The sequence below is a fragment of the Nocardiopsis halophila DSM 44494 genome (assembly GCF_000341245.1).
GTDB classification, from domain to species: Bacteria; Actinomycetota; Actinomycetes; order Streptosporangiales; family Streptosporangiaceae; genus Nocardiopsis_A; species Nocardiopsis_A halophila.
In genome coordinates this window covers 1-18,688 of record NZ_ANAD01000244.1, presented here as the reverse complement: position 1 = coordinate 18,688, position 18,688 = coordinate 1, and the positions used below count along the sequence as shown (strand labels likewise).

The 18,688-nt window shown below is 71.2% G+C and carries 15 protein-coding genes; 7 read left to right on the top strand and 8 right to left on the bottom strand.

Annotation, left to right across the window (positions count from 1 at the left end; all coding sequences use genetic code 11):
- Nucleotides 1–144: 144 nt before the first annotated feature.
- From D450_RS0126055 to D450_RS31360, 4 genes are all read left to right on the top strand, one after another.
- Nucleotides 145–684: a hypothetical protein gene (locus D450_RS0126055; RefSeq protein WP_017541562.1), complete on the top strand. Its 540-nt coding sequence runs from the start codon at nt 145–147 to the stop codon at nt 682–684.
- A gap of 3 nt (nt 685–687) precedes the next feature.
- Nucleotides 688–831 (top strand): hypothetical protein, encoded by a 144-nt coding sequence (locus D450_RS33770; RefSeq protein ID WP_017541561.1) that lies wholly within the window; start codon nt 688–690, stop codon nt 829–831.
- 127 nt (nt 832–958) lie between these two features.
- Nucleotides 959–1,348 carry a hypothetical protein gene (locus D450_RS0126045; RefSeq protein ID WP_017541560.1) on the top strand — a complete coding sequence of 130 codons (390 nt, stop codon included), beginning with the start codon at nt 959–961 and terminating at the stop codon, nt 1,346–1,348.
- A gap of 459 nt (nt 1,349–1,807) precedes the next feature.
- Nucleotides 1,808–2,407 (top strand): DUF4145 domain-containing protein, encoded by a 600-nt coding sequence (locus D450_RS31360; RefSeq protein WP_017541559.1) that lies wholly within the window; start codon nt 1,808–1,810, stop codon nt 2,405–2,407.
- Between the two features lie 108 nt (nt 2,408–2,515).
- On the opposite strand, the gene D450_RS0126035 is transcribed toward D450_RS31360, so the two are convergent.
- Entirely contained in the window at nt 2,516–3,139 is a 624-nt protein-coding gene (locus tag D450_RS0126035; protein WP_152520920.1) for a hypothetical protein, read from the bottom strand.
- A 301-nt stretch (nt 3,140–3,440) separates the two neighbouring features.
- Here D450_RS0126035 and D450_RS0126030 point away from each other — a divergent pair, with 301 nt between their 5' ends.
- Together D450_RS0126030 and D450_RS0126025 are read left to right on the top strand one after the other, a co-directional pair.
- Nucleotides 3,441–4,118 carry a SpoIIE family protein phosphatase gene (locus D450_RS0126030; protein WP_017541557.1) on the top strand — a complete coding sequence of 226 codons (678 nt, stop codon included), beginning with the start codon at nt 3,441–3,443 and terminating at the stop codon, nt 4,116–4,118.
- Between the two features lie 321 nt (nt 4,119–4,439).
- The gene (locus D450_RS0126025) at nt 4,440–4,901 is read left to right on the top strand and encodes a hypothetical protein (RefSeq protein ID WP_017541556.1); all 462 of its coding nucleotides are present in this window, start codon (nt 4,440–4,442) and stop codon (nt 4,899–4,901) included.
- Nucleotides 4,902–4,979: 78 nt separating this feature from the next.
- On the opposite strand, the gene D450_RS31355 is transcribed toward D450_RS0126025, so the two are convergent.
- From D450_RS31355 to D450_RS0125990, 6 genes are all read right to left on the bottom strand, one after another.
- Complete coding sequence (locus D450_RS31355; protein WP_017541555.1) at nt 4,980–5,810, bottom strand: phosphoadenosine phosphosulfate reductase domain-containing protein; 831 nt, start codon at nt 5,808–5,810, stop codon at nt 4,980–4,982.
- Nucleotides 5,811–5,931: 121 nt separating this feature from the next.
- Nucleotides 5,932–6,528: a DNA cytosine methyltransferase gene (locus tag D450_RS0126015; RefSeq protein WP_152520919.1), complete on the bottom strand. Its 597-nt coding sequence runs from the start codon at nt 6,526–6,528 to the stop codon at nt 5,932–5,934.
- The gene (locus D450_RS0126005) at nt 6,452–7,015 is read right to left on the bottom strand and encodes a DNA cytosine methyltransferase (RefSeq protein WP_026128778.1); all 564 of its coding nucleotides are present in this window, start codon (nt 7,013–7,015) and stop codon (nt 6,452–6,454) included. Before D450_RS0126005 ends, D450_RS0126015 begins: the two co-directional genes overlap by 77 nt.
- A 276-nt stretch (nt 7,016–7,291) precedes the next feature.
- Entirely contained in the window at nt 7,292–7,555 is a 264-nt protein-coding gene (locus tag D450_RS0126000) for a hypothetical protein (protein ID WP_017541553.1), read from the bottom strand.
- A 267-nt stretch (nt 7,556–7,822) separates the two neighbouring features.
- Complete coding sequence (locus tag D450_RS0125995; RefSeq protein WP_152520918.1) at nt 7,823–8,809, bottom strand: hypothetical protein; 987 nt, start codon at nt 8,807–8,809, stop codon at nt 7,823–7,825.
- Nucleotides 8,810–8,922: 113 nt separating this feature from the next.
- On the bottom strand, nt 8,923–9,630 hold the full coding sequence (locus tag D450_RS0125990) for a hypothetical protein (protein WP_017541551.1): 708 nt from the start codon (nt 9,628–9,630) through the stop codon (nt 8,923–8,925).
- A 526-nt stretch (nt 9,631–10,156) separates the two neighbouring features.
- Here D450_RS0125990 and mobF point away from each other — a divergent pair.
- Nucleotides 10,157–13,759, top strand: a complete 3,603-nt coding sequence (mobF, locus tag D450_RS0125985; RefSeq protein ID WP_017541550.1) for a MobF family relaxase — start codon at nt 10,157–10,159, stop codon at nt 13,757–13,759.
- A 15-nt stretch (nt 13,760–13,774) separates the two neighbouring features.
- Here mobF and D450_RS32010 read toward each other — a convergent pair whose 3' ends face one another.
- Entirely contained in the window at nt 13,775–18,625 is a 4,851-nt protein-coding gene (locus D450_RS32010) for a 3'-5' exonuclease (RefSeq protein ID WP_206539669.1), read from the bottom strand.
- Nucleotides 18,626–18,688: the final 63 nt, after the last annotated feature.

Genomic DNA, 18,688 nt, shown 5'->3' with positions numbered 1-18,688 from the left:
TGAAACGTAGTAGGTTTGCATGTCCTTTCCCCGCGCACGCGGGGTCGAGGGGGCGCTACGGCGCCCCCCTTTTTTATCTCCCCGATACCCCTAGACGGATTATAGGGGTACCCCTATAATGAGGGTGTCGATGAAAGGAACCCCATGTACATCCACCTCGACACCGACGCCCTCGACGCCCTCGACGCCGCAGAGGCCTACGCCGCCGCCGTCCAGGCCCCCCAGGACGCCAAGGCGATCGCCTCCGCCTACGCCGACGCCGTGGCCTACCGGCTCGCCGTCCGCCACGGCCAGATCAGCGCCGCCAGCATTCTCGGCATCTCCCAGCCCACCCTCTCCGACCGGTACCGCCGCCACGACCGGCAGCTCCGGCGCCGCGTGGATGAGGGCGCCCACTATTTGGACATGACCTACCCCGGGTGGCCCGACCGGGCCGACCCCGACATCCTCGACATGTCCAGCGCCACGAGGGACATCCTCGACATGGCCGCGATCCACCCCTTCGAGCCGGGCGTGGAGCCGACCCCGGCTTTCTTCACCTTCATCGAGACCCACGGCCGCGAGCGCGCCGTGGAGCACGCCTTCGAGGTGGGCCCCGGCGAGACCTACGACGACCTGACCCGGCTGTGGGCCGACCTCCTGCGCGCACGCCAGGGCCAACTGCACGAACGACGGAAGGGCTGAACCATGACAGACGACGCCAAGCGCAGGGCGCGCGCCGCCCGAATCCGCGCCAGGGAGGGCGTGCCGGAGGAGGAGTGCCTGGCCGAGCTGGGCTACGAGGCGGTGTGCGACTGCGACATCTGCGCGGCCGCCGAGCAGCAGGGCTGAGGCCTCACGGCACCCATCCGCGCCAGGTCCACCGCAGCGGGTCCCTGCCCGCCTCGGGCAGCTCCACGAGCGCTATGCGGGGTGCGCACGACGCCATCGCAGGCATCAAGACCACTGAGGAGATGTGATGGACATCCCTGACGGAATAATCAAGGCATACAAGCCCCTCCCCCCTCGGCTCGCCCTGTACATCATCGAGATGAGGGAGGGAAGCGAGTACGCGTACATGGTGTGGGGGGTCGACACCGAAGGCGAGCACTTGGAATTCGAGGACGCCGAGAGCTACGAGGGCGCCCTCGAACACCTCAACGAGGTGTACGAGGACATTCGGGAGGTCGAGGGCACGCCGGAGCAGGATCTGGTCCACCCGACCGAGGAACTCACCCCTCAGGGCCTAGCCGCACTCGTCGCTACCACCTCTAAGGCGACCCGCGACAATCCCCACGGGTGGCTCACTGGAATGGAGGCTCTGGCCCAATGGGGCACGATGGGGATCCCCTGGTCCTCTCCAGAGTGAGGACTGATCTTCCACGAGTGCGGGGGCGAACGCCGGTTCCTCGGCGCCCCGGAGAGCCCGGGGCGGGGCCCTTCCCGGTTCGGCGCCGCCCCGGCCCACCGGACGCACCCCGCAGGCCCGTCAGGAATCGCGACTAGCGTCGCAGGAGTCCGACGTCGCCGGTCTGCTGGAGCGGATCGATGGAGGCGGCCGGACCCCCCTGCCGGCCTGAGCCGCCGCCCCAGCGGATCCCTTGGCGCTGTCACCAACACGGGCTAAGCTGCTGACAGCTGCGAGCACGGGGCCTCCTCGTAGGCGCGGCGGTACTTCATCATCCCTGGAGGGATTGCAACGCCAGCGGCGAAGTCGACTTCGCCGTTCGACAAGATCCCCGCCTTATGGCTCACTCTCCTCATGGCTTCTTCTCCGATCATAAAGGCCCGGATCTGCCCCCACTCCGAGTGCGGTGTCGGTTCCGGTATGACGCTCCGCAGTGACCGCAGGATCCATCCTGATTTTCAGACCAGCCCCTCCTTCTTGTTGGGTAACGCCTACATCCACGAGGAGGCTTGGCAGTGCCATATGTGCAAACGGACGATCCTGGAACTGGTCGGTTGGACCTACGGGGAGAACGGGCCTGAGGAATGCTGGCGTAGGACGGTATGGCCCGACCCCGTCCCGCGTACTCTTGGTTCCGATGTTCCCGAGCGGATCCGGAATCTGTTCGTGGAGGCCGCCCATGCCGAGCGCGTACCGCCCTATCGTCTGGCGGGCGCCGGCTACCGGGCCACGATCGAGGAGATCTGCAAGGACCAGGGCGCGACGGCCCGCACCCTCATGGCCAAGATCGATGAGCTCAAGGGACGGCTCCCGGACAAGCTCATTGATGACCTGCACGAGGTGCGGATGGTCGGCAACGACACCCTGCACCAGGGTATCGCCTACTCTGCAGACGAGATCGCCGATGTCGCCGAGATGATCGAGGAGATGGCGCTGGTGCTCTACGTCCAGCCAGCCGAACGCCAGCGGAAGGCCCAAGCGCGCCAGCAACGGCGCGACGAGGCCAGAAAGACCCCCTGAGGGCCGATCTCGCTCATGCGGACGTGTCCGGCGTCGACGATCACCAGGTCAGGAACTGAGTGATCGTCGGTCTGCACGCGCCCTGACAAGCAGACGCAGCAATCGCGTCTAATCGACGATGGAGTGCAGAGCGCTGATGAAGGATTCGATCCAATCGAGGTCCGCCCGCACCGATTCTGACGTGATCTTCTCGTGGGTAATAGCACGAGGTTTGACGAGCCGCCTGAGATCCCCCTCGTGAACGATCTTGTTTCGGCGGTGCGAGATCTCGTTTAGTCTTCTCTGGAGAGCCTCCGGAGAAGTGCTCGGTTCTATGGCTTTGGACAACTTCCTCCAGGGTTTTTCCGCCCCCAGCATCTGCAAAGCTCTCTCAACGCCCTTTCGGTCCTGAAAGGTCATCGTCAGCAGCCTGTCGTTCAGGGTGTCCCTAGCCGAGGTTCTGGGGCGATCGCGGACGCCTCTCTTTCGGGAGCGCACCGACTTTTCGCCCATCGCGACCAGGTCGCTGAAGGGGACGTCGACTTCGGCGAGCTTTTGCGGCAGCGGAGAGGCGAGTTTGATTTTCCTGATCTCCCAATGCAGGTACGTGTCCAAAGCCGCGACTCCGGACACTAGCGCCGCCCGACGCAGGTCCTCGCGCGTCAATGGTTCTGTGGATTCCACGTCGAGAGCGAGGAAGCCACGTCCTCGTTCCAGGACATCAGTGGCGGCTTGAAACGGCGTGACGGGCACAGCGGGTCCCCCGTTCCTCTCGTGGCCGACACCGGTGCCCGCTCGAAGGCCGCCGATGCCCTCGGCGTCGGCGGGCGACGTCGGCCCCCTCCTCCGGTCGCGCGGGAGGCCCCGTGGGCCGCATGGGGCTCATACCCGCGCAGGGGTACCGGGACGCGGCGGCCCGCCCCTCCCGTCTGGTGCCCGATAATGCCGATTATCGGGCACCAGAAGGGGGCGGCGGGGTGTCGGAGCGGAACCCCGCGCTACCTAAACGGAACGTGCCGTTTAGGTAGCGCCCGATCCGGTTCCGCCGAGCCCGTTGGAGCGGCCCGGGACCGAGCCGCCGTGCGCGGACGGCGCCCACGTCCACCGGCGCGGCGAGCGGGTGTGCGCGGCCGTCGTGGACGGCGCCGGCCACAGCCCGGACACCACCGCCCTCGCCGGGATCGCGCCGCAGGCGATCACCCTGCTCGCGATGGACATGGGCGGGCTGGTCGGCCTGACCACCGCCGGGCGGATGGCCGGCGCCTACGACGACCCGCCGCACATGTCCGCCGTCTACGCCTCCATGGAGCCCGGGCGCGACACGACCGTGGGCTGGATCGGCGACTGCCGCGCCTACGCCTGGGATGGCGAGGCGCTCACCCTCTGGTCCACGGACCAGACCGTAGGGCAGTGGCTGCGCTGGAACGGAACCCCCGTCGAGATCGCTGAGGAGCACGACAACTGCGCGATGCTGGGCCTCGCGCAGGCCACGGAGATGACGGTGCGCCAGCTCACCGTCCCCGAGGAGGTCCCCATGGTGCTGCTGGTCAGCGACGGCGTCTCGGACCAGGTGGACCTGGAGACGGCCGAGGAGCTGTTCCGGGAGCACGCCGACGACCCGCAGGCCCTCGCCGACGCCCTCGTCGCCGCCGCCGAAGACGGTGAGGAGGACGGGGAGCTGTACCGCGACGACGCGAGCGCGATCGTCCTGCGCAGGCCCACAGGGAGCTGAACCGCCCCCTGACCTGGGACCCCTAAGCTACCCGCGGGTTACTTTGCGGCTCGCCGTGGCTTCGGGAGTCCCGGGTGCCGGGAGGAGGGCGAAGCTCGTCGGTGGGCCGAGGCCCACGCTCAGACATGCCGACCGCTGCCCGGAGTGCGGGCTGCGCCAGGGGGCCCGCGACGTGAACTATATGCATTACATTATGTACAATGAAGGGCGGTCCGGTCCCCACTGGGGACCCGCGCAAGAGCGCGGGCTGGCACCGGACCGCCCCGAAGCACCCGAGCCTGGAACAGGCTCAGGAAGAGCACATCGTACCAGGAGGGCCCGATGGACGCTGAGGAGCAAGACGACCTGGTGACCCTGCGCGCGTGGGCCACGGAGCAGGACTGGTCTTACCTCCATGTGGTGAACAGGGTAGCCAAGCAGCCGGGGTTCCCCTCCCCCGCCGGCGACCGCCCCGCCCGGCGCACCATCGACACCCCCGAGGGCCCCGTCGCCACCGGCGGGGGACGGGAGTACCTGTACTCCCGCAACGCCCTGCGCCCCTTCGAGCGCAAGCACCCCGAACCCGTCGCGCTGCCCGGCCTCGACCCCGACGAGCCCGTCAGCATCAACCGATTCGCCAAAGAGATCGGCGTGAGCGCCAACGCGATCAACCAGCACAAGGGGTCGGCCGGCTTCCCTCGCCCCGTCGACGGCGGGGCCCGCCCCCGGTTCCGCCGCGGCGACCTGCTCGACTGGCGCAACAGCCGCCCCGGCAAGGGGCGTCGGCGCCGTTCGGACGGGTGAGCCGCCAGCGCATGGGCTCTGCGGCGACGAAAATGTGGGGCCAGCCGGGCAGGCCGGGCCCCACAAGTGCAGGGGAGGTCACCAGAGGGCGGGCTGCTCCGGCGCGGCCGGAGCAGCCTTGTCTGCCTGCGCGATGATCTCGGCCATGGAAAGGTCTTGGCGGAAGCGGTGGCCGATGCGGGCCTCCACCTCCGCGTAACGCTGGGCCAGATCCGGGTTGAGCCGCGCGGAGCACACCAGGTCATCGCGCGAGGCCAGCACGCAGAACCGGCAGCTCAGCCGGGACATCCCCGCCGAGTAGGCCCAGTGGGGGCGCGTCCCCGCCGCCCAGATCCGGGCCCAGACCTCGTCGGCGGTGAAGGCGTGGATGGGCCGCCACTCGTCGACGTGGCGGCGCCCGTTGCTGGCTGCGGCGTCGTGGGCATAGGCGGTCTTGCGGGCTCGTGCGCGGGACTCCTGTGCGCGCATCCCCATCACGTTGAGAAAGTGCACGGGCCGGTCGGTGACCGCCCCGCCCTCTCTCAGCTCGGCGGCCAGGCGGGTCATCAGGGTGCGGACAGGGCCGCGCTTGTGGTCCGAGGTGCACCACCGCCGCGCCGCGTCGGGCCACTTCCCCCGCTTCTCGGTGCGCTCCAGGATGGTCTCCACCGCCCCGCCGCTCCGGCGGGCGACGACCTCGAAGCGTGCCCGGTAGTGCGCGGCGTGCTCCTCGGCGAGCGCGCGGGTTCCGGGCCATTCGGCTTCACCGAGGTCGGCATGGACGACCACGACCCGGTCGGCCACGCCGGCGGTGCGGGCGGCCTCCATGGTGACGTCCAACGCCGCCTGGGAGTCCTTCCCGCCGGAGACGTTCACCAGGACCACGTCGTAGGCGGTGAGGGCAGGGGCGGTGCCAGGGGTCAGCGTCACGCCGTCGGTGCGCTTAGATGCAGTAGAAATGAGGATGCCTTTCTTTCGCAAGAAGGGTCGGAGGCGGGGCCGCACGCATCCGGCGAGATCCCGTGCGGCCCCGAAGCTCCCGATCGGTCGTTCAGCTGGCGAGGGCGAACAGCTCTTCCTGGACCGCCCTGCGGGGCGGCAGAGGCGACGGAGGCGCCGGGGCCTGGTAGATGCGCTCCATGTACTCGGCGACGTGGTCGCCCCACTCGATCCCGAGCACCGTTCCCAGGAGGGCGGCGGCCACCGGCGGGGCGACCACGTCAGCGGCCTGCAAGAAGGCCTTGGTGCGCGAACCCTGCCAGGGGAAATCGCCGGGGAACCCGGCGAGGAGACCGGCCTGGGCCTCTGTGAGGCGCTGGCCGTCTGAGACGCGCTTCCAGCTGCGCGCCTTCTCCGTCAGGCACCACGACAGCCCGTCGGCACTGAACTCGTTCCCTCCGCTTGTGCGGCGGTTGCCGCGGGTGTTGATGCGCTCTCCGGCCGACCAGCCGAGCGCGGCGGCCATGCTCCTCTGCGGCCACGGCGCGCTCGTCGACGGGCACAGGGCGGGCGGGTCCCATCGGCCGCAGTTCCACCGCTGCCGGGTCGGCAGCCCGTCCAGGGAGATGTAGTCATGCCGCGTCGCGACCAGGAAGGTGCGAAGGCGCCGCGAGGGCACACCCAGGTCGGCCGCGTTGATCGTGGCCACGTGGCAGGTGGCGAACCCGTCGGTGGCGAGTTNCGGCCGCGAGCTCCTGCCACACAGGATCGGCAGCCGGGACCTGCTCAGCCAGCACCCACTCCACGGTCGGCAGTTCGGTAGCCAGCCGGACGGCGTCGACGATCAGCGCGGTGCGCGGGTCCTCGATGCGGCCGTAGGCCGACTTCCATGCGTCACCGCCGACCGTGATCCCGATCTGGTTGATCGCCTCCAGCACTACCCCGAGGTCGGATCGGCCGCTTCGCTTGCCTGCGGCCGACCAGGTCGGGCAGGGCGGTGAGGCGATGATCCCGGTCGTGGAGGCAGCGGGGGCAAAGTCCCGCATGTCGCCGTGGTGCCGCGCGTACCCGGCGGCGCGGGCGGTGGCGCAGGCCTCGGCGTCGATGTCCACCCCGAGGACGCCGGTGAGGCCGAGAATTTCGGCCCCCTTGTCCCAGCCTCCAGGCCCCGCGAAGAGGTTGATCACTTCGTGCATGCCCGTCTTCTTCCTGTTCGTCGGTCGGGCGCTTCGGTTGGAGTGGGGTGCCACCCCCAATCGCCAACTACATGCATAATATAAGATATATAGTTAATGTCAATCCTGAACAAGAGCCCTGACCAGGTAATTCAAGAGTCGTATGTTCTAGCCTCGGGAATCACAAAGGCCCGCCCCGAGCAGGGGCGGGCCGCAAGGCGCCTAGGCCGGGTGAGTCGGGCTCCGACGGAGCCCCGCATTTCCTTAGGCGTCCGGCCTCTTTCGGGCCACCAGGTTCTAGGCGGGGAAGAACGTCCCGCTCCGGCCGTAGCGGACGGCCGCGTACCTCCCGAAGGACACGTCACCCGCCACGTCTAGCCCGACCTTCACCTCCAGGAGGAGGCCGTCGGCAAAGGACCCCGCAGGAATCACCTCCGCCTCCTCGATGAGGAGGCGGACGGTTCCGCCCTTCTCCGGGCTCCGCTTCAGGACCCGGAGCACGACGTGCTCGTCGCCGGGGTCCCCGACCACCACTTCGTCGCCGGGGATGAGCAGGCCCATCGGAGGGGTACTTGGTGCGGAGGGTTGGCAGGTCGCCGTGCCCATGGGGCGATACTCCTGCTCAGGAGCGCAGCAGGTACAGGTCGGGGAATCGCCGGCACACATGTCTTCTCCTTCTGGTTCGGGTGCTTCGGTCGGGTGGGGTGCCACCCCCGTTCCCAACTACATACATAATATAATATATTGGGGTGGTGTCAACCCCGGGAAGGGCCTCCGACCAGAGGATTCAAGGGGCCCGCCCCCGAATAGGGGCGGGCCGTGAGGCGTCTAGGCCGACGCGCTGGTCTTCATCGCCCGCAGCTCCGCGAGCACCTGTTCGATGGCGCCACCGAGTGCACCGGTGGAGGCCTCCATGAGGCCGACCTGCTGGTGGTCGGTGGTGAAGCGGTGCACGGCCAGGCCGCCTTGGTGCTGGCCCTGCGGGTGGTCGAGGCCCTCGTGGCGGCCGCAGCCGCTGACGACCGCGTAGCCACCGGGGACTTGAACCTCCACTCCGGGGCCGGGGTGGAGGTCGCGCTCTCGGGCCTCCAGGCCTGCCAGGCGCAGTGTGATCAGGACAGTGGCCAGCACGCTCGGCCCCTCGGCGGGGTAGCGGCCGATCTCCTCCAGGTGGAGCCCGTGGATCATCCGCTGTTCGCGCTCCCCTTCGTCGTCTTTCCGCTCGGCCATCCACTCCGGGCGGTCCAGCCGGGCGGCGACCGCCTGGGCCACATCGTGTTCAGGGCATTTCAGGGCGCCCAGGTAGGCCAGGAACCGGTGCGTATCGCCCCCCTGGGACTCGATGGCGGGGTAGCTCGGGTCCGCGCTGACGCGGCGGCTGAGTTCCTTGGCCATCGTGGCGCAGCGCAGCTGCGCGAGCAGGGTCTTGCCGTCCTTGCGCATGGCGTCTGCGGCCCGGTGGACATCGACGCACAGCCGCTCGTGTCCTGCGCTGCGCGCCTTGTCCTGCGTGGAGGCGATGACGTATTCGATCAGCTGGCGCGCCCGGCGCAGGCGCGCCAGCGCTTCGGGGTCGCCGGTGGCGGTCCGGGCCCCCTTCTCGGTGAGCCACCACACCGTGGTCGTCTCACCATCTCCCTCGTGGACGTCGAAGGCTTCCAGCAGCCCCTCGTGGACGAGCCATTCGCCCATCTCCCAGGCATCGGCCGGGAGCTGCCCGAGGGGCGCGGCGGCCGCCCGGACAAGCGCATCGCGCTCATCTGCGTCCAGCCGGGGGTCCCGCGTGCCGGCGGATGGGATAATGGAGTTCGGCATTCGACTGCCCTTCTGTGACTGGATCGGTGTTGATGTCGGGGCCGACCAGGGGATTGGGCCCCTGGTCGGCCGTCTTGCATCTGGGCCGGGCGCGTCGGGCTATGGCCTGAGCGTCAGTCGCCCGGCGCCTTCACCCCCTTCAGGCGGGCGATCGCCGCAGCGATGTCGGCCGCCCGATCGCCTGCCGTGAGATCGAGGATGCCGATCTCTTCGTGGTGGGACGTGAAGCTGTGCAGAGTCAGCCCGACGTGGGCCTCCTCCGGGTAGTCGAGGTTCTCGTTGCACGCTCCGGCTCCGCTGACGACGGTGTAGCCGCCGTTCTGGGGGACGGTGATCTCGGGGCCGAGGTGGTAGTTCTCCTCGTAGGCGGCGATGTTGGCGCGGTGCACGGCGTCCAGCACGTCGTGCAGGACGGCGCCGGTTCGCGCGGCGTGTCCCCCGGTTCGGGCGCGGTGCGCCCGTTCGGCTTCGGTGTGCAGCGCGCGCGCCAGGTCTGCATCGTCGAAGACGTCTTTCCCCTCGTAGTGCAGGGGGTTCGGAGGCAGGGCGGCGACTTCGTCCAGCTTGCGGATCACGGAGCGCGCGTCGATGTTCCCCCGGGGCGTGACCTCGACCCGGGGCGGCAGACCGGGGTCGGCGTCGGCGCCGACCAGGGTCACCACCTGGCCCTCGATCGCGACCGTCACCCCGAAGCGCTCCTCCTCGGGGTGGTCGCCGTCGGGCAGCTCCGCGTCGACGGGGATGCCGGGCGCGATGACCCAGATGTCCATCGGGATCTCAAGCCCTGTGTGCGGCAGGAAGGCCAGGAAGTCGGTGTCCATGCGATTCTCCTGTTGGTGGTTCGGGTGCTTCGGTCGGGTGGGGCTCCACCCCCGTTCCCAACTACATACATAATATAATAAAAATGGTAGAAGTCAACCCGATAGAGGGTTATGACCTGGGCTTCCATGGAATTTTCGGGCGCCCCGGGCGGGCCAGTGCCCCGCAATCCCACCCCCGGGCCCGTGCTCCGTTCCGCACGGCCGCGTGGGGGGGCCGGCGCAGCTCCGGGCGGCCGGGCTTACCCACCGAAGGCGACCCTGCAGAGCCGCAGGAGGACGCCGCCTCCGCACTCGACCCGAGCAGGAAAGTGGCCGACTCTGATGCCTACTGACAACTCCGCTGCGTGAGACCGGCGACAACTTCACCGCGTTTCCACTGACATCACCGCTGCGTTCAGCAACAGAAAACTACTCACGGAAATCCTGTGATGATCCCATCACAGGATTTCCGTGAGTACGCACGTATCTACGATACGATCGGCCCCTAGAGGGGCCGATCGAGAGCGCAGCGAGGGGAGGGGCCGCAGTGAGCAACGTGACCAAGCTGGGCCCCGACGCCGAACAGGTCGACTACCGACTGTCACAGACCTGCGGTGAATCGCGGGTCGGAGGCAAGGACGCGGTCGTCAACTACCGACTCAAGGGCGTGCACCCCATCGAGCGCATCGGCGACGGCTGGCACGAGTTCGGCCTCGCCCCGCGGACTGTGCTGGAGGACGCGGCCGCGGTCGAGGCGGTGCGTACGATCATGGCCGGGTCCCACCCCGAGACCGGCGAGGTCCTGGTGGCCCCGAAGATGGCCGCCCACCCCGAATCGCTTCTTCCCGCCCACCTGTTGGTCGCGGCCGTCAGGGCCGAGGCCGAGCGCCGCGGGAAGCCGGTCTCGGTGCTTCTGCGCGAGCAGAAGAATGGCAAGCACAAGGACTGGGCCTTCAAACGCTTCGAGCGCCTGGAGAACGGCCTTCAGCGCGACGGCGCAGAACGGCACCGGGCCCCGGTCGCCGACCTGCAGCGTGTTGCCCACGCGGCGGGTGTGTCACTGGAGGAGGTCTACGAAGCCGAGGAGCTGGCTCACGCCCGCTCCTACGCCGATGAGCGCGTGCGGGTGGGCAACCGCGGATACGACGTCACCATCGACTTTCCCAAGAGCGAGAACGTGCTGGCCGCCCTGGCCGACGAGACGACCGCGGCCCGCGTCGAGGAGATCCATCTGGAGGCGGTGCGCCGCGCCGTCACCGCCCTGGAGTCCTGGTGCGCCTACGGCCTCTCAGGACACCAAGGAGAGGGGCGTGCGGCCAAGAAGGTCGACACCAGCGGCTTCATCGGCACCATCACCTGGCACCGCACCGCCCGCCCGGTCGACGGAACACCCGGCGACCCGCACGGCCACGCCCACGTGATGCTGGCCAACATGGTCTACTGCGACGACGGCGAGTGGCGCACCGTCGCCGCCGGCGGCATCGATCTGTTCTTCCACGCCCCGGCCGTGGGCGAGCTGGCCCGCGCGCTGTCACGGAACATGATGCGCCAGGCCTTCCCCGGCCTGGTCTACCAGCGCGACGCCAAGACCGGCCGGTGGGAGATCGAGGGCATCGGACCGAGCGTGCGCCGGGTGTACTCCCGGCGCTCCGCCCAGGTCGAGGCCGAGGCCGGGGAGGGCGCCTCGGTGACCCAGAAGCGGGAGGCTGCGCGGCGCACCGCCGCTGCGAAGAAGGAGTTCACTCGGGACGAGGAGCGCGCGTCCTGGCACGAGCGCGCCCGCCAGGCCCGCATCGATCCCGAACGGCTGGTCCACGAGGCGCTGCGCAAGCGCCCGCCCGACTCCAACGCCGCAGCCCCGGGCCCGCCGGGGCCCCAGGCGCCTGACCCGGACGCCGTCGCGGCGCGGGTGTGGGATCCCGAGCACGGGGTGACCTCCGCTAGGAAGGTCACCAAGCGCGCCAAGATCCTCGCAGCCGTGGCCGACGCCTGCCAGGACGGTGTCAGCGGCCAAGAGCAGCTCGAAGAGCTCACCGATGTGGCCCAGGGCGATGCCAGGGCCGTGCGCATGCCCAAGGCCGGGGCCTCCCACCTGGCCAACTCCGAGCGCTTCACCTCCAAGGACGTCGAGGAGTCCGAGCGCACCATCACCGGCTCGGCGGTGGCCCGGCTCGGCGAGGGCGCAGGCACCGTCCCCGCCGTGCAGGTCGAGCGCGTGCTGAAGGAGGAGGAGCAGCGCCGCGGTCACGCCCTGTCGGCCGAACAGGAGGCCGTGGTGCGGCGCCTGGTGGGCGCCGGGCACGGTGTGGAGGCGCTCACCGGCGTTCCCGGGTCGGGCAAGACCAACATCATGGCCACCGCCCGCGCCGCCTGGCAGGCCGCCGGGCTCACCGTCGCCGGGGGTGCGACCGCCGCGGTGGCCGCGGCGAACCTGAGCGCCCAGGCCGACATCGAATCGCGCACCCTGGCCTCCTGGCAGCACGCCGTCGCCGAGCACTCCGGGATGGCCGGGGTGGACGTGCTGATCATCGATGAGGGCGCGATGGTCTCCGACCGCGCCCTGGCGCTGGTGGTCCAGGCCGCCGAGGTCACCGGCACCAAGGTCGTGGCCATCGGCGACCCCAAGCAGCTGCGCCCGGTTGGCGCCGGCGGGGCCTTCCAGCGGCTCCACGAGCTGGTGGGCGGGCCGCACATGACCGGCAACCGCCGCCAGCGCGATCCGGTTGACCGGGCCGCGCTGTCCGCATGGCGCGAGGGCGCCTTCCGCTCGGCATTGGATGCCTGGAACACCGCCGGCCGGGTGCACGTCTCGCGCGACCTGCAGGGGGCCTACGACCAGATCGCCCAGCGGTGGTGGGCCGACCGGTCCGCGATCGCCGACGCCCACGAGGCGGTGTCGGACCTGCTGGTGATGGCCACCTACAACGAGCAGGTCGACCTGCTGAACGCGCGGATGCGCCGACTCGCACGCGAGAACGGGCTGCTGGGCAGCGGCGTGGAGTTCCCTCTTCTGCGCGGTGGGCACGTGGAGATGGCCGTGGGCGACCAGGTGCGGGTGCGCGCCAACGACTACCGGGCCCGCCGTGGCGAGGGCGATGTGGACGTGCTCAACGGGTTCCGCGGCGTGGTGGTGGCGGTGGATCCGCGGCTGGGGGCGCAGGTGGAGTGGCGCCACGCCGAACAGGTCCAGCGCGCCTGGATGGCCCCGGCCGATATCGCCGAGGAGAAGCTGACCCACGGTTATGCGCTCACGATCGCCTCCGCCCAGGGGCTGACTGCCCGGCGCATCCAGCTGCTGGGGCAGGGTGCCAGCGCCAACGACGGCTACTCGGCGGCTTCCCGGGGCTCTGAGCGGGTCGACTGGCACTTCGGCGCGGCCGAGCTGGAGAACACCGAGGAGCGGGCGCGTCTGGGGGCGCCCAAGACCGGCCAGGAGCGCACCGCCCGCACCCTGCAGTCCTACGCCCAGACCCTGTCCTACCTCGACGAGGGCATGGTCACCGACGAGCTCGACAAGGCCCGGAAGGGCCGCCGGGCGGGCCCGGTGGCCTCCGAGGACGCTGCTCCGCAGTGGCGGCCACTGGACGAGAAGGAGGCCCGTGCCGGGCGCGGCCCGGCCAGCCAGGCCGCCCAGGAGCGCATCGCCGCCCTGCAGGAGCAGGCCGATGAGGCGGCCCAGCGGGTGCGGCGGCTGGACGGGCGGCGCCAGGAGCTGCAGCAGCGGGTCGAGCAGGCCGGCGGGTGGTTCCGGCGGCGCGAGCGCCGCGGCCTGGAGGAGGAGCTGGGGCGCACCGGGCAGGAGCTGTCCGAGGCCCGGGCCGACCTGGCGCAGGCGCGCCGGGGGATCAAGCAGACGGCCGCTGAGGCGGTGCGGGCCGATGTGGAGCAGGCCCGCACCGAGACCGAGCACTTCAGGCGGATGCGTCTGGAGGCGGCCGCGGCCGCGCACGGGGTCAGCGTGGAGGAGGCTGAGCGGTTGCTGCCCCCGGCCGAGCTGGACGCGGCCCTGGGCCGGGGGCTGCGGGCGCGTCCGGGCGGCGCCGCTTCTGGCCCCTCCCCCGGCGGCGAGGGGCCCGGGCAGGCTCCCGGCCACGGCCCGGGCCCGGCTGAGCACCGTCCGGCGCCGCGCCGGGGGCCGGGCCCCTCCTAGCGGACGAGGGGCGCATCAGCCCATCGAGGGGGCGGCCCCGGCGGTCTGCCGGTGCTGGGGCTGGGGCGGCGCCTGGTGCGGCTGTTGGCCTCCCTCGGGGCCGCCCCAGGTTCCCCCGTTCGTGCTGCGCACCGACGCCCCTTCGCTGATGTCGGGGATGTTGGCGTAGGGGTCGTGCTGGGGCGGCTGCTGGTGGGCGCCGTCGTGGTGGGGCTGGTCGGAGGTGGCCATGGTGGACTTGCGCGCCAGTTCCGGGTCGACCGGGTCCATGTTCATCGCCTGGGCCAGCTCGTTGAGGCCTTTGGCCAGCTCGTTGCGGGCCGTCAGGCCTACCCCGTCGCAGGTCTCGGGCGCGGGCAGGCGCTTGCCCATCTCCACCACCCGGCTGCGGAGCTCCTGCTGCTGCTGGGGAGAGAGCGAGGCGTCGCGCATGGCGCCGATGGTCTCTTCCACCGGGTGGGGGTTGTCCCAGGTGCTGGCGGTCCGGTTGCCGTTGGCGTCGTGGTCGTGGTTCAGGTTGGCGGTGTAGGCGGGTTTGTTGCCCGAGGCGGGGTAGAGCTGGATGGAGTCGACCGCCTTCTCCTGGTAGGCCCGCTTGAGCAGCGTCTGCATGTTGTCGACCTCGCGCTCCTGCTCGCCGGGCCAGACCGCTTGGTGGGCGGTGCGGTTGCGGGCGTGGGCCTCCAGGTTGTCCAGCGTCTTCATCAGTCGCTCGGCCTCGGGGGTGACTCGTACGGCCAGGGTGACGGTGTAGCCGGCCTCCTTGGCCCGCTCGATGTGGTCGGCGATCGCCTTGGGGTCGTTGCTCGGCAGGACCAGGTGCACGTCCTGGCCCTTCTTCATGGCCTTGGTGCTCATCTCCTCGGCCCGCTTGTGCATGTCCGGGTCGACCTTGGCGATCGCCGCGGCGCGCCCTTCCTTGACCAGGGTGTCCTTCCATTCCTTGTGCTTGACTCGCAGTTGGCGGGCGTCGATCACCACGGGGCCGGTCGTGTTCTTGTCGCCGTCGCCTCCGGAGCCGGGGCCGGGGGCAGGGGCCTCGGGTGCGGGCTGCGGTGCTTGTGCCGGAGGCGGGGCCGGATTCGGCGCTTGCGGGGCGGGCCGGGGGGCACCCGCCTGCGGGGCGGGCGCATCCGAGCGCTGCGGTTCGTGGTCGGATTGGTCGTTGACCACGTTGATCCTCATGTGCGGCGGCCGCCCCGGGCCGTTGGTCTTCACACGCGAGGAACGCTGTTCGTCCTGTTGGTCGGAGCTGGCGAAGTTGGACTGGAGGGAACCGTATTCGGCCATGGGCTCTCCCGCGCTCTTCTGGGTCGACTGAGCGGACTTTTCCGGGCCGTGTAGGCGTTCGTGCTGGTCTTCGGTGATGCGCTCGCGCCCCATCGCCTCAAGACTCCGCAGCAGCTCGACCAGGCGCTTGTCCTGAGACTTGGCCATCAGGCTGGACGACGCCCACAGGTCGTGGGACCTGCTGAACCCCAGCCGTTCCAGCTCGCCGACGAGCTGGCGGTCCTGGGGCGCCACACCGCGCACCACGATGTTGCGGCCGTCGCGTTCGACGCGCACCACCCCCGGGGTGATCTGCAGGTCCTGCAGGCGGCTGCGGAGCTGCTCGCGTTCCCACGCTCCCGCCGAGTCGCCGGCGTCGGCCCGCGCCATCAGCTGGCGTAGGTCGGCAGGGGGGAGCGCCTCGGCGCCTTCGTGCAGTGCCCGCAGCAGAGCGCTGCGGCGCTCCTCGGACGTGCGTCGACCGGCGCGTTCCAGAGCGGTGATGTGCTCCTCAATGCGGGCGCGGTGCGCCTGGACCTCAGCGTCGGGGCGGCCGCGGTCCTCGGCGGTGGGCGCCTGCTCTTGGGGCCGGGCGGTCGCGGGCTGGGGCTGCTGGGCCTCGTTCGTGGGGGGCGCCGGTCGGGCGGCCTCAGGGGGCGGGGCGGCCGCCCCGCTGTCGTCGGCGGGCTGTGCGTCGGGGGTTTCGTCGGCGGGCGAGACGGGACCCGGGGTGCCCTCGGGGGAGCGCTCGCGCGCGGCTGCGGTTTCCTGGCCGGTTGGGAGCATCTGTGCCAGCGGCGCCGGCCCGTCCTGTTCACGCGCGGCCTCGGGGGCGGGGACCGAGCCGGTGGCGATCTGCTGCCAGCGCTCCTCGGTGATGGCCGGAACACCGCGGCGGTGCAGGGCGTAGAGCGCCTTGCGCAGCTGCACCTGCCGCGCCTCGTACCCCACTGATTGGGGTGCGACCCAGGCCGCGGTCGCCCCCAGGCGCTGGAAGCCGATCCCTCGTGAGCGCAGCACCTCGTCGACCTCGCTGATCGAGGGCGACTCGGGGGCGGTGCGGACCGTGACCCCGCTGAGCGAGGCCTCGATGCGCACCACGTCGTCGGGGATGTGGGCGGTGTCGGCGTAGGCCAGGGTCGAGCGCAGGGCGCTGCGCTCCCACATCCCCAGGGGGCTGCGCTTGTCGGCGACCGCGATCAGCGTGCGGGCCAGGTCGCGGCGCTGGGCGGGGGCCTCGGCGATGCGCGGGTCGGTGGGGGTCAGGGGCTGTTCGCGGTCGCCGTCGGACAGCAGGTCCAGCAGGGCGTGGGTGAACTGGCGCTGGTGCGTGGAGGCCTGGCCCCGGGACAGGGCGTCGATCTGGGTGGGAAAGTCCAGGGTGGGCAGGCGGGGGGCGAGCCTGCTGAGCCCGTCGAGCACTTCGTCGAGCTGCTCGGGCGCGTGGGGGGCGAGGGTCAGGGCGTGCAGGCCGAGCATGTCCTCGATGAGGGGTTCCCGCTCGGGTTCTCGGCGCCAGGTGGTGGTCCCGCCGGTGGTGGTCACCTCTTCGACGTTGTTCGCGGCCACCCGGTGGTCCTGGTCTGCCTGGCGCAGGCGCAGGAAGCCGTCGGCGTCGTCGCTGCCCCCCAGGTAGGTGCCGATGAGCAGTTGGGGCAGCGGCCCGGGGAGGTCCTCCTGGGGGTAGCGCAGCAGCACGGCGGCGCCGTCGCCCGGTTGGAGGCCGAATCCCGGTCCGCCCTCGGGCAGCGCGGGGGCGGTGCCGTCTCCCCCGGCGCCGGCCTCCCCGGCCTGGTCCTCCTCCCGCGGTGCGGCTTCCGGATCGGTCTCCCAGAGGGGCTGCTGGTCCTGGTGGCCGGGCGGCTCCGGTTCGGGTGCGTCCTGCTCGGCCTGCGGCTCCTGCCCGTCGGCGGGGGCTTGCTGGTCCTGCCCTCCGGCCTCCTCGCGGGCGGGCTCGTCCTGGGAGGCCGGGCCGCCGGGCTCTGGGGCGGGGCGCACCGGCTGCTCCTGCTGCGCGGCCGGTGCTTCCTTGTCCCCGTCGTGCGCTGCGGCGCCCTGAAGCGGGGCCTGTTGTTGCAGCTCCTCGTCGAAGAGCGGCAGCGGCTCGGCGTCCTGGGGCTCGTCGGCGGGGGCTTCCTGGTCCTGCTGTGCGGTGTCCGCCTCGGCGGCCTCGTGTCGGGGGTCGCCGCCCGGGGCGTGTTCTTGTACCGGTTCGGGCTGCTCCTGTTCGGGAGCGGACAGCCCGGACGGGCGCCCCGGGGTTCCGCGGAGCCCGCGCAGTCGGCGGGCGCCGCGGGCGGTTGCAACACCCGGCTGCGGCTCGGCCTCCCGGTCCTGTGCTGCCGGGGGCTCCTGTTCGCGGCCCGGCTCCTGCGAGGGGGGCGCCGCCTCACGCGGCGGCTCGGCCGCCTCCTGGTCCTCGTGCGCCGTCTGCTCCGCTCGGGCCTCCTGCTCCGTCGGCGCCTGCTGGGCCGCCTCCTGCTCGCCCGGGGGTTCGGCGTCCTGCGCCGCATCGGGCGCCTGCTCGCGCTCGGCGCGCTGTTCCTGCTCGCCGCCGGCGTCTGCCGTGTGGGCGGGCTGCATCTCCTCGATCCAGGCCAGGCTGCCGCGGTCGAGTTCGGCCCGCGCGCGGGTGACGGCCACATAGGCCAGCTGGGCCTCGGCCTTGAGGTCGAACGTCTGGCGGCGCCCCTCATCGGCCTCAGGGTCGATGCCGGGGGGTGCGGGGAAGTCGTCGCCGATGCGCACCCGGTCGAATTCGAGCCCCTTGGCCTTGTGGGCGGTGGAGATCCACACCTGCGGGTCGGCCGCGCTCATCTGCTCCAGGGCCCGGCGCACCTCCTCGGTGCCCTGCTGGTCCACCAGGCGGGCGAAGGTGGCCAGCTGCCCCAGGTCCTCGGGGGTCTCGGCCACGCAGCGCATCACCTGCCCCCAGGACCCGAACAGCGCCAGGTCCGGGTGGGTGGTGCGCTTGCCCTCCTGGAGGGCTTCGGCGGCCTCCACCAGGCGCATCAGGTCGTCGGTGCCGCCGACGATGGCGACCCGGCGCCCGGCGCGCAGCTGGGCCAGGGCCTCGGTGAAGGCGCCGGCGTTGGTGCGGCACAGGACCGCCTCGGGCTCCTCCATCGGCCCGTCGCTGACCCGGGTGTCCAGCTGGGGGGTTCCGCGCACCCGCAGCGGGGCGCCGAGCAGCTCCAGGAACTTGTTGGCCTCGGCGGCGACCGCGCCGCCGAAGCGGAAGGACTGGGTCAGCGACAGGGTGACGTCGGGCCCCTGGCGGTCCAGGGCGTCGATCGCGCCCCGCCAGGCGTGGATGGCCTGGGCCGAGTCGCCCACCCAGATCTGCTGGAGGTGGTCCTGGCGGCGCAGGATGTCCTCGGCCACCGGGTTGATGTCCTGGGCCTCGTCGACCAGCACGTACCCGCGGCCCTGGCCGCCGACGCGGATGCGGGGCTCGGGCGAGAGCTGCCAGATCTTGACGTAGGTGTCGTGCCGGAAGCGGAAGAGCGTGCCCTCCGGGTCGCACATGTCCTCCCAGGCCCGGCGCAGCAGCGGCTCCAGGCGCTGGCGCAGGGCGCGGTGGTCGCGCGCCTCCACACCTGCGGGCCGGGCGATGTGCTCTCCGGTGATCTGGCGGTCGNGCGCGCACGGCCCGGTCCA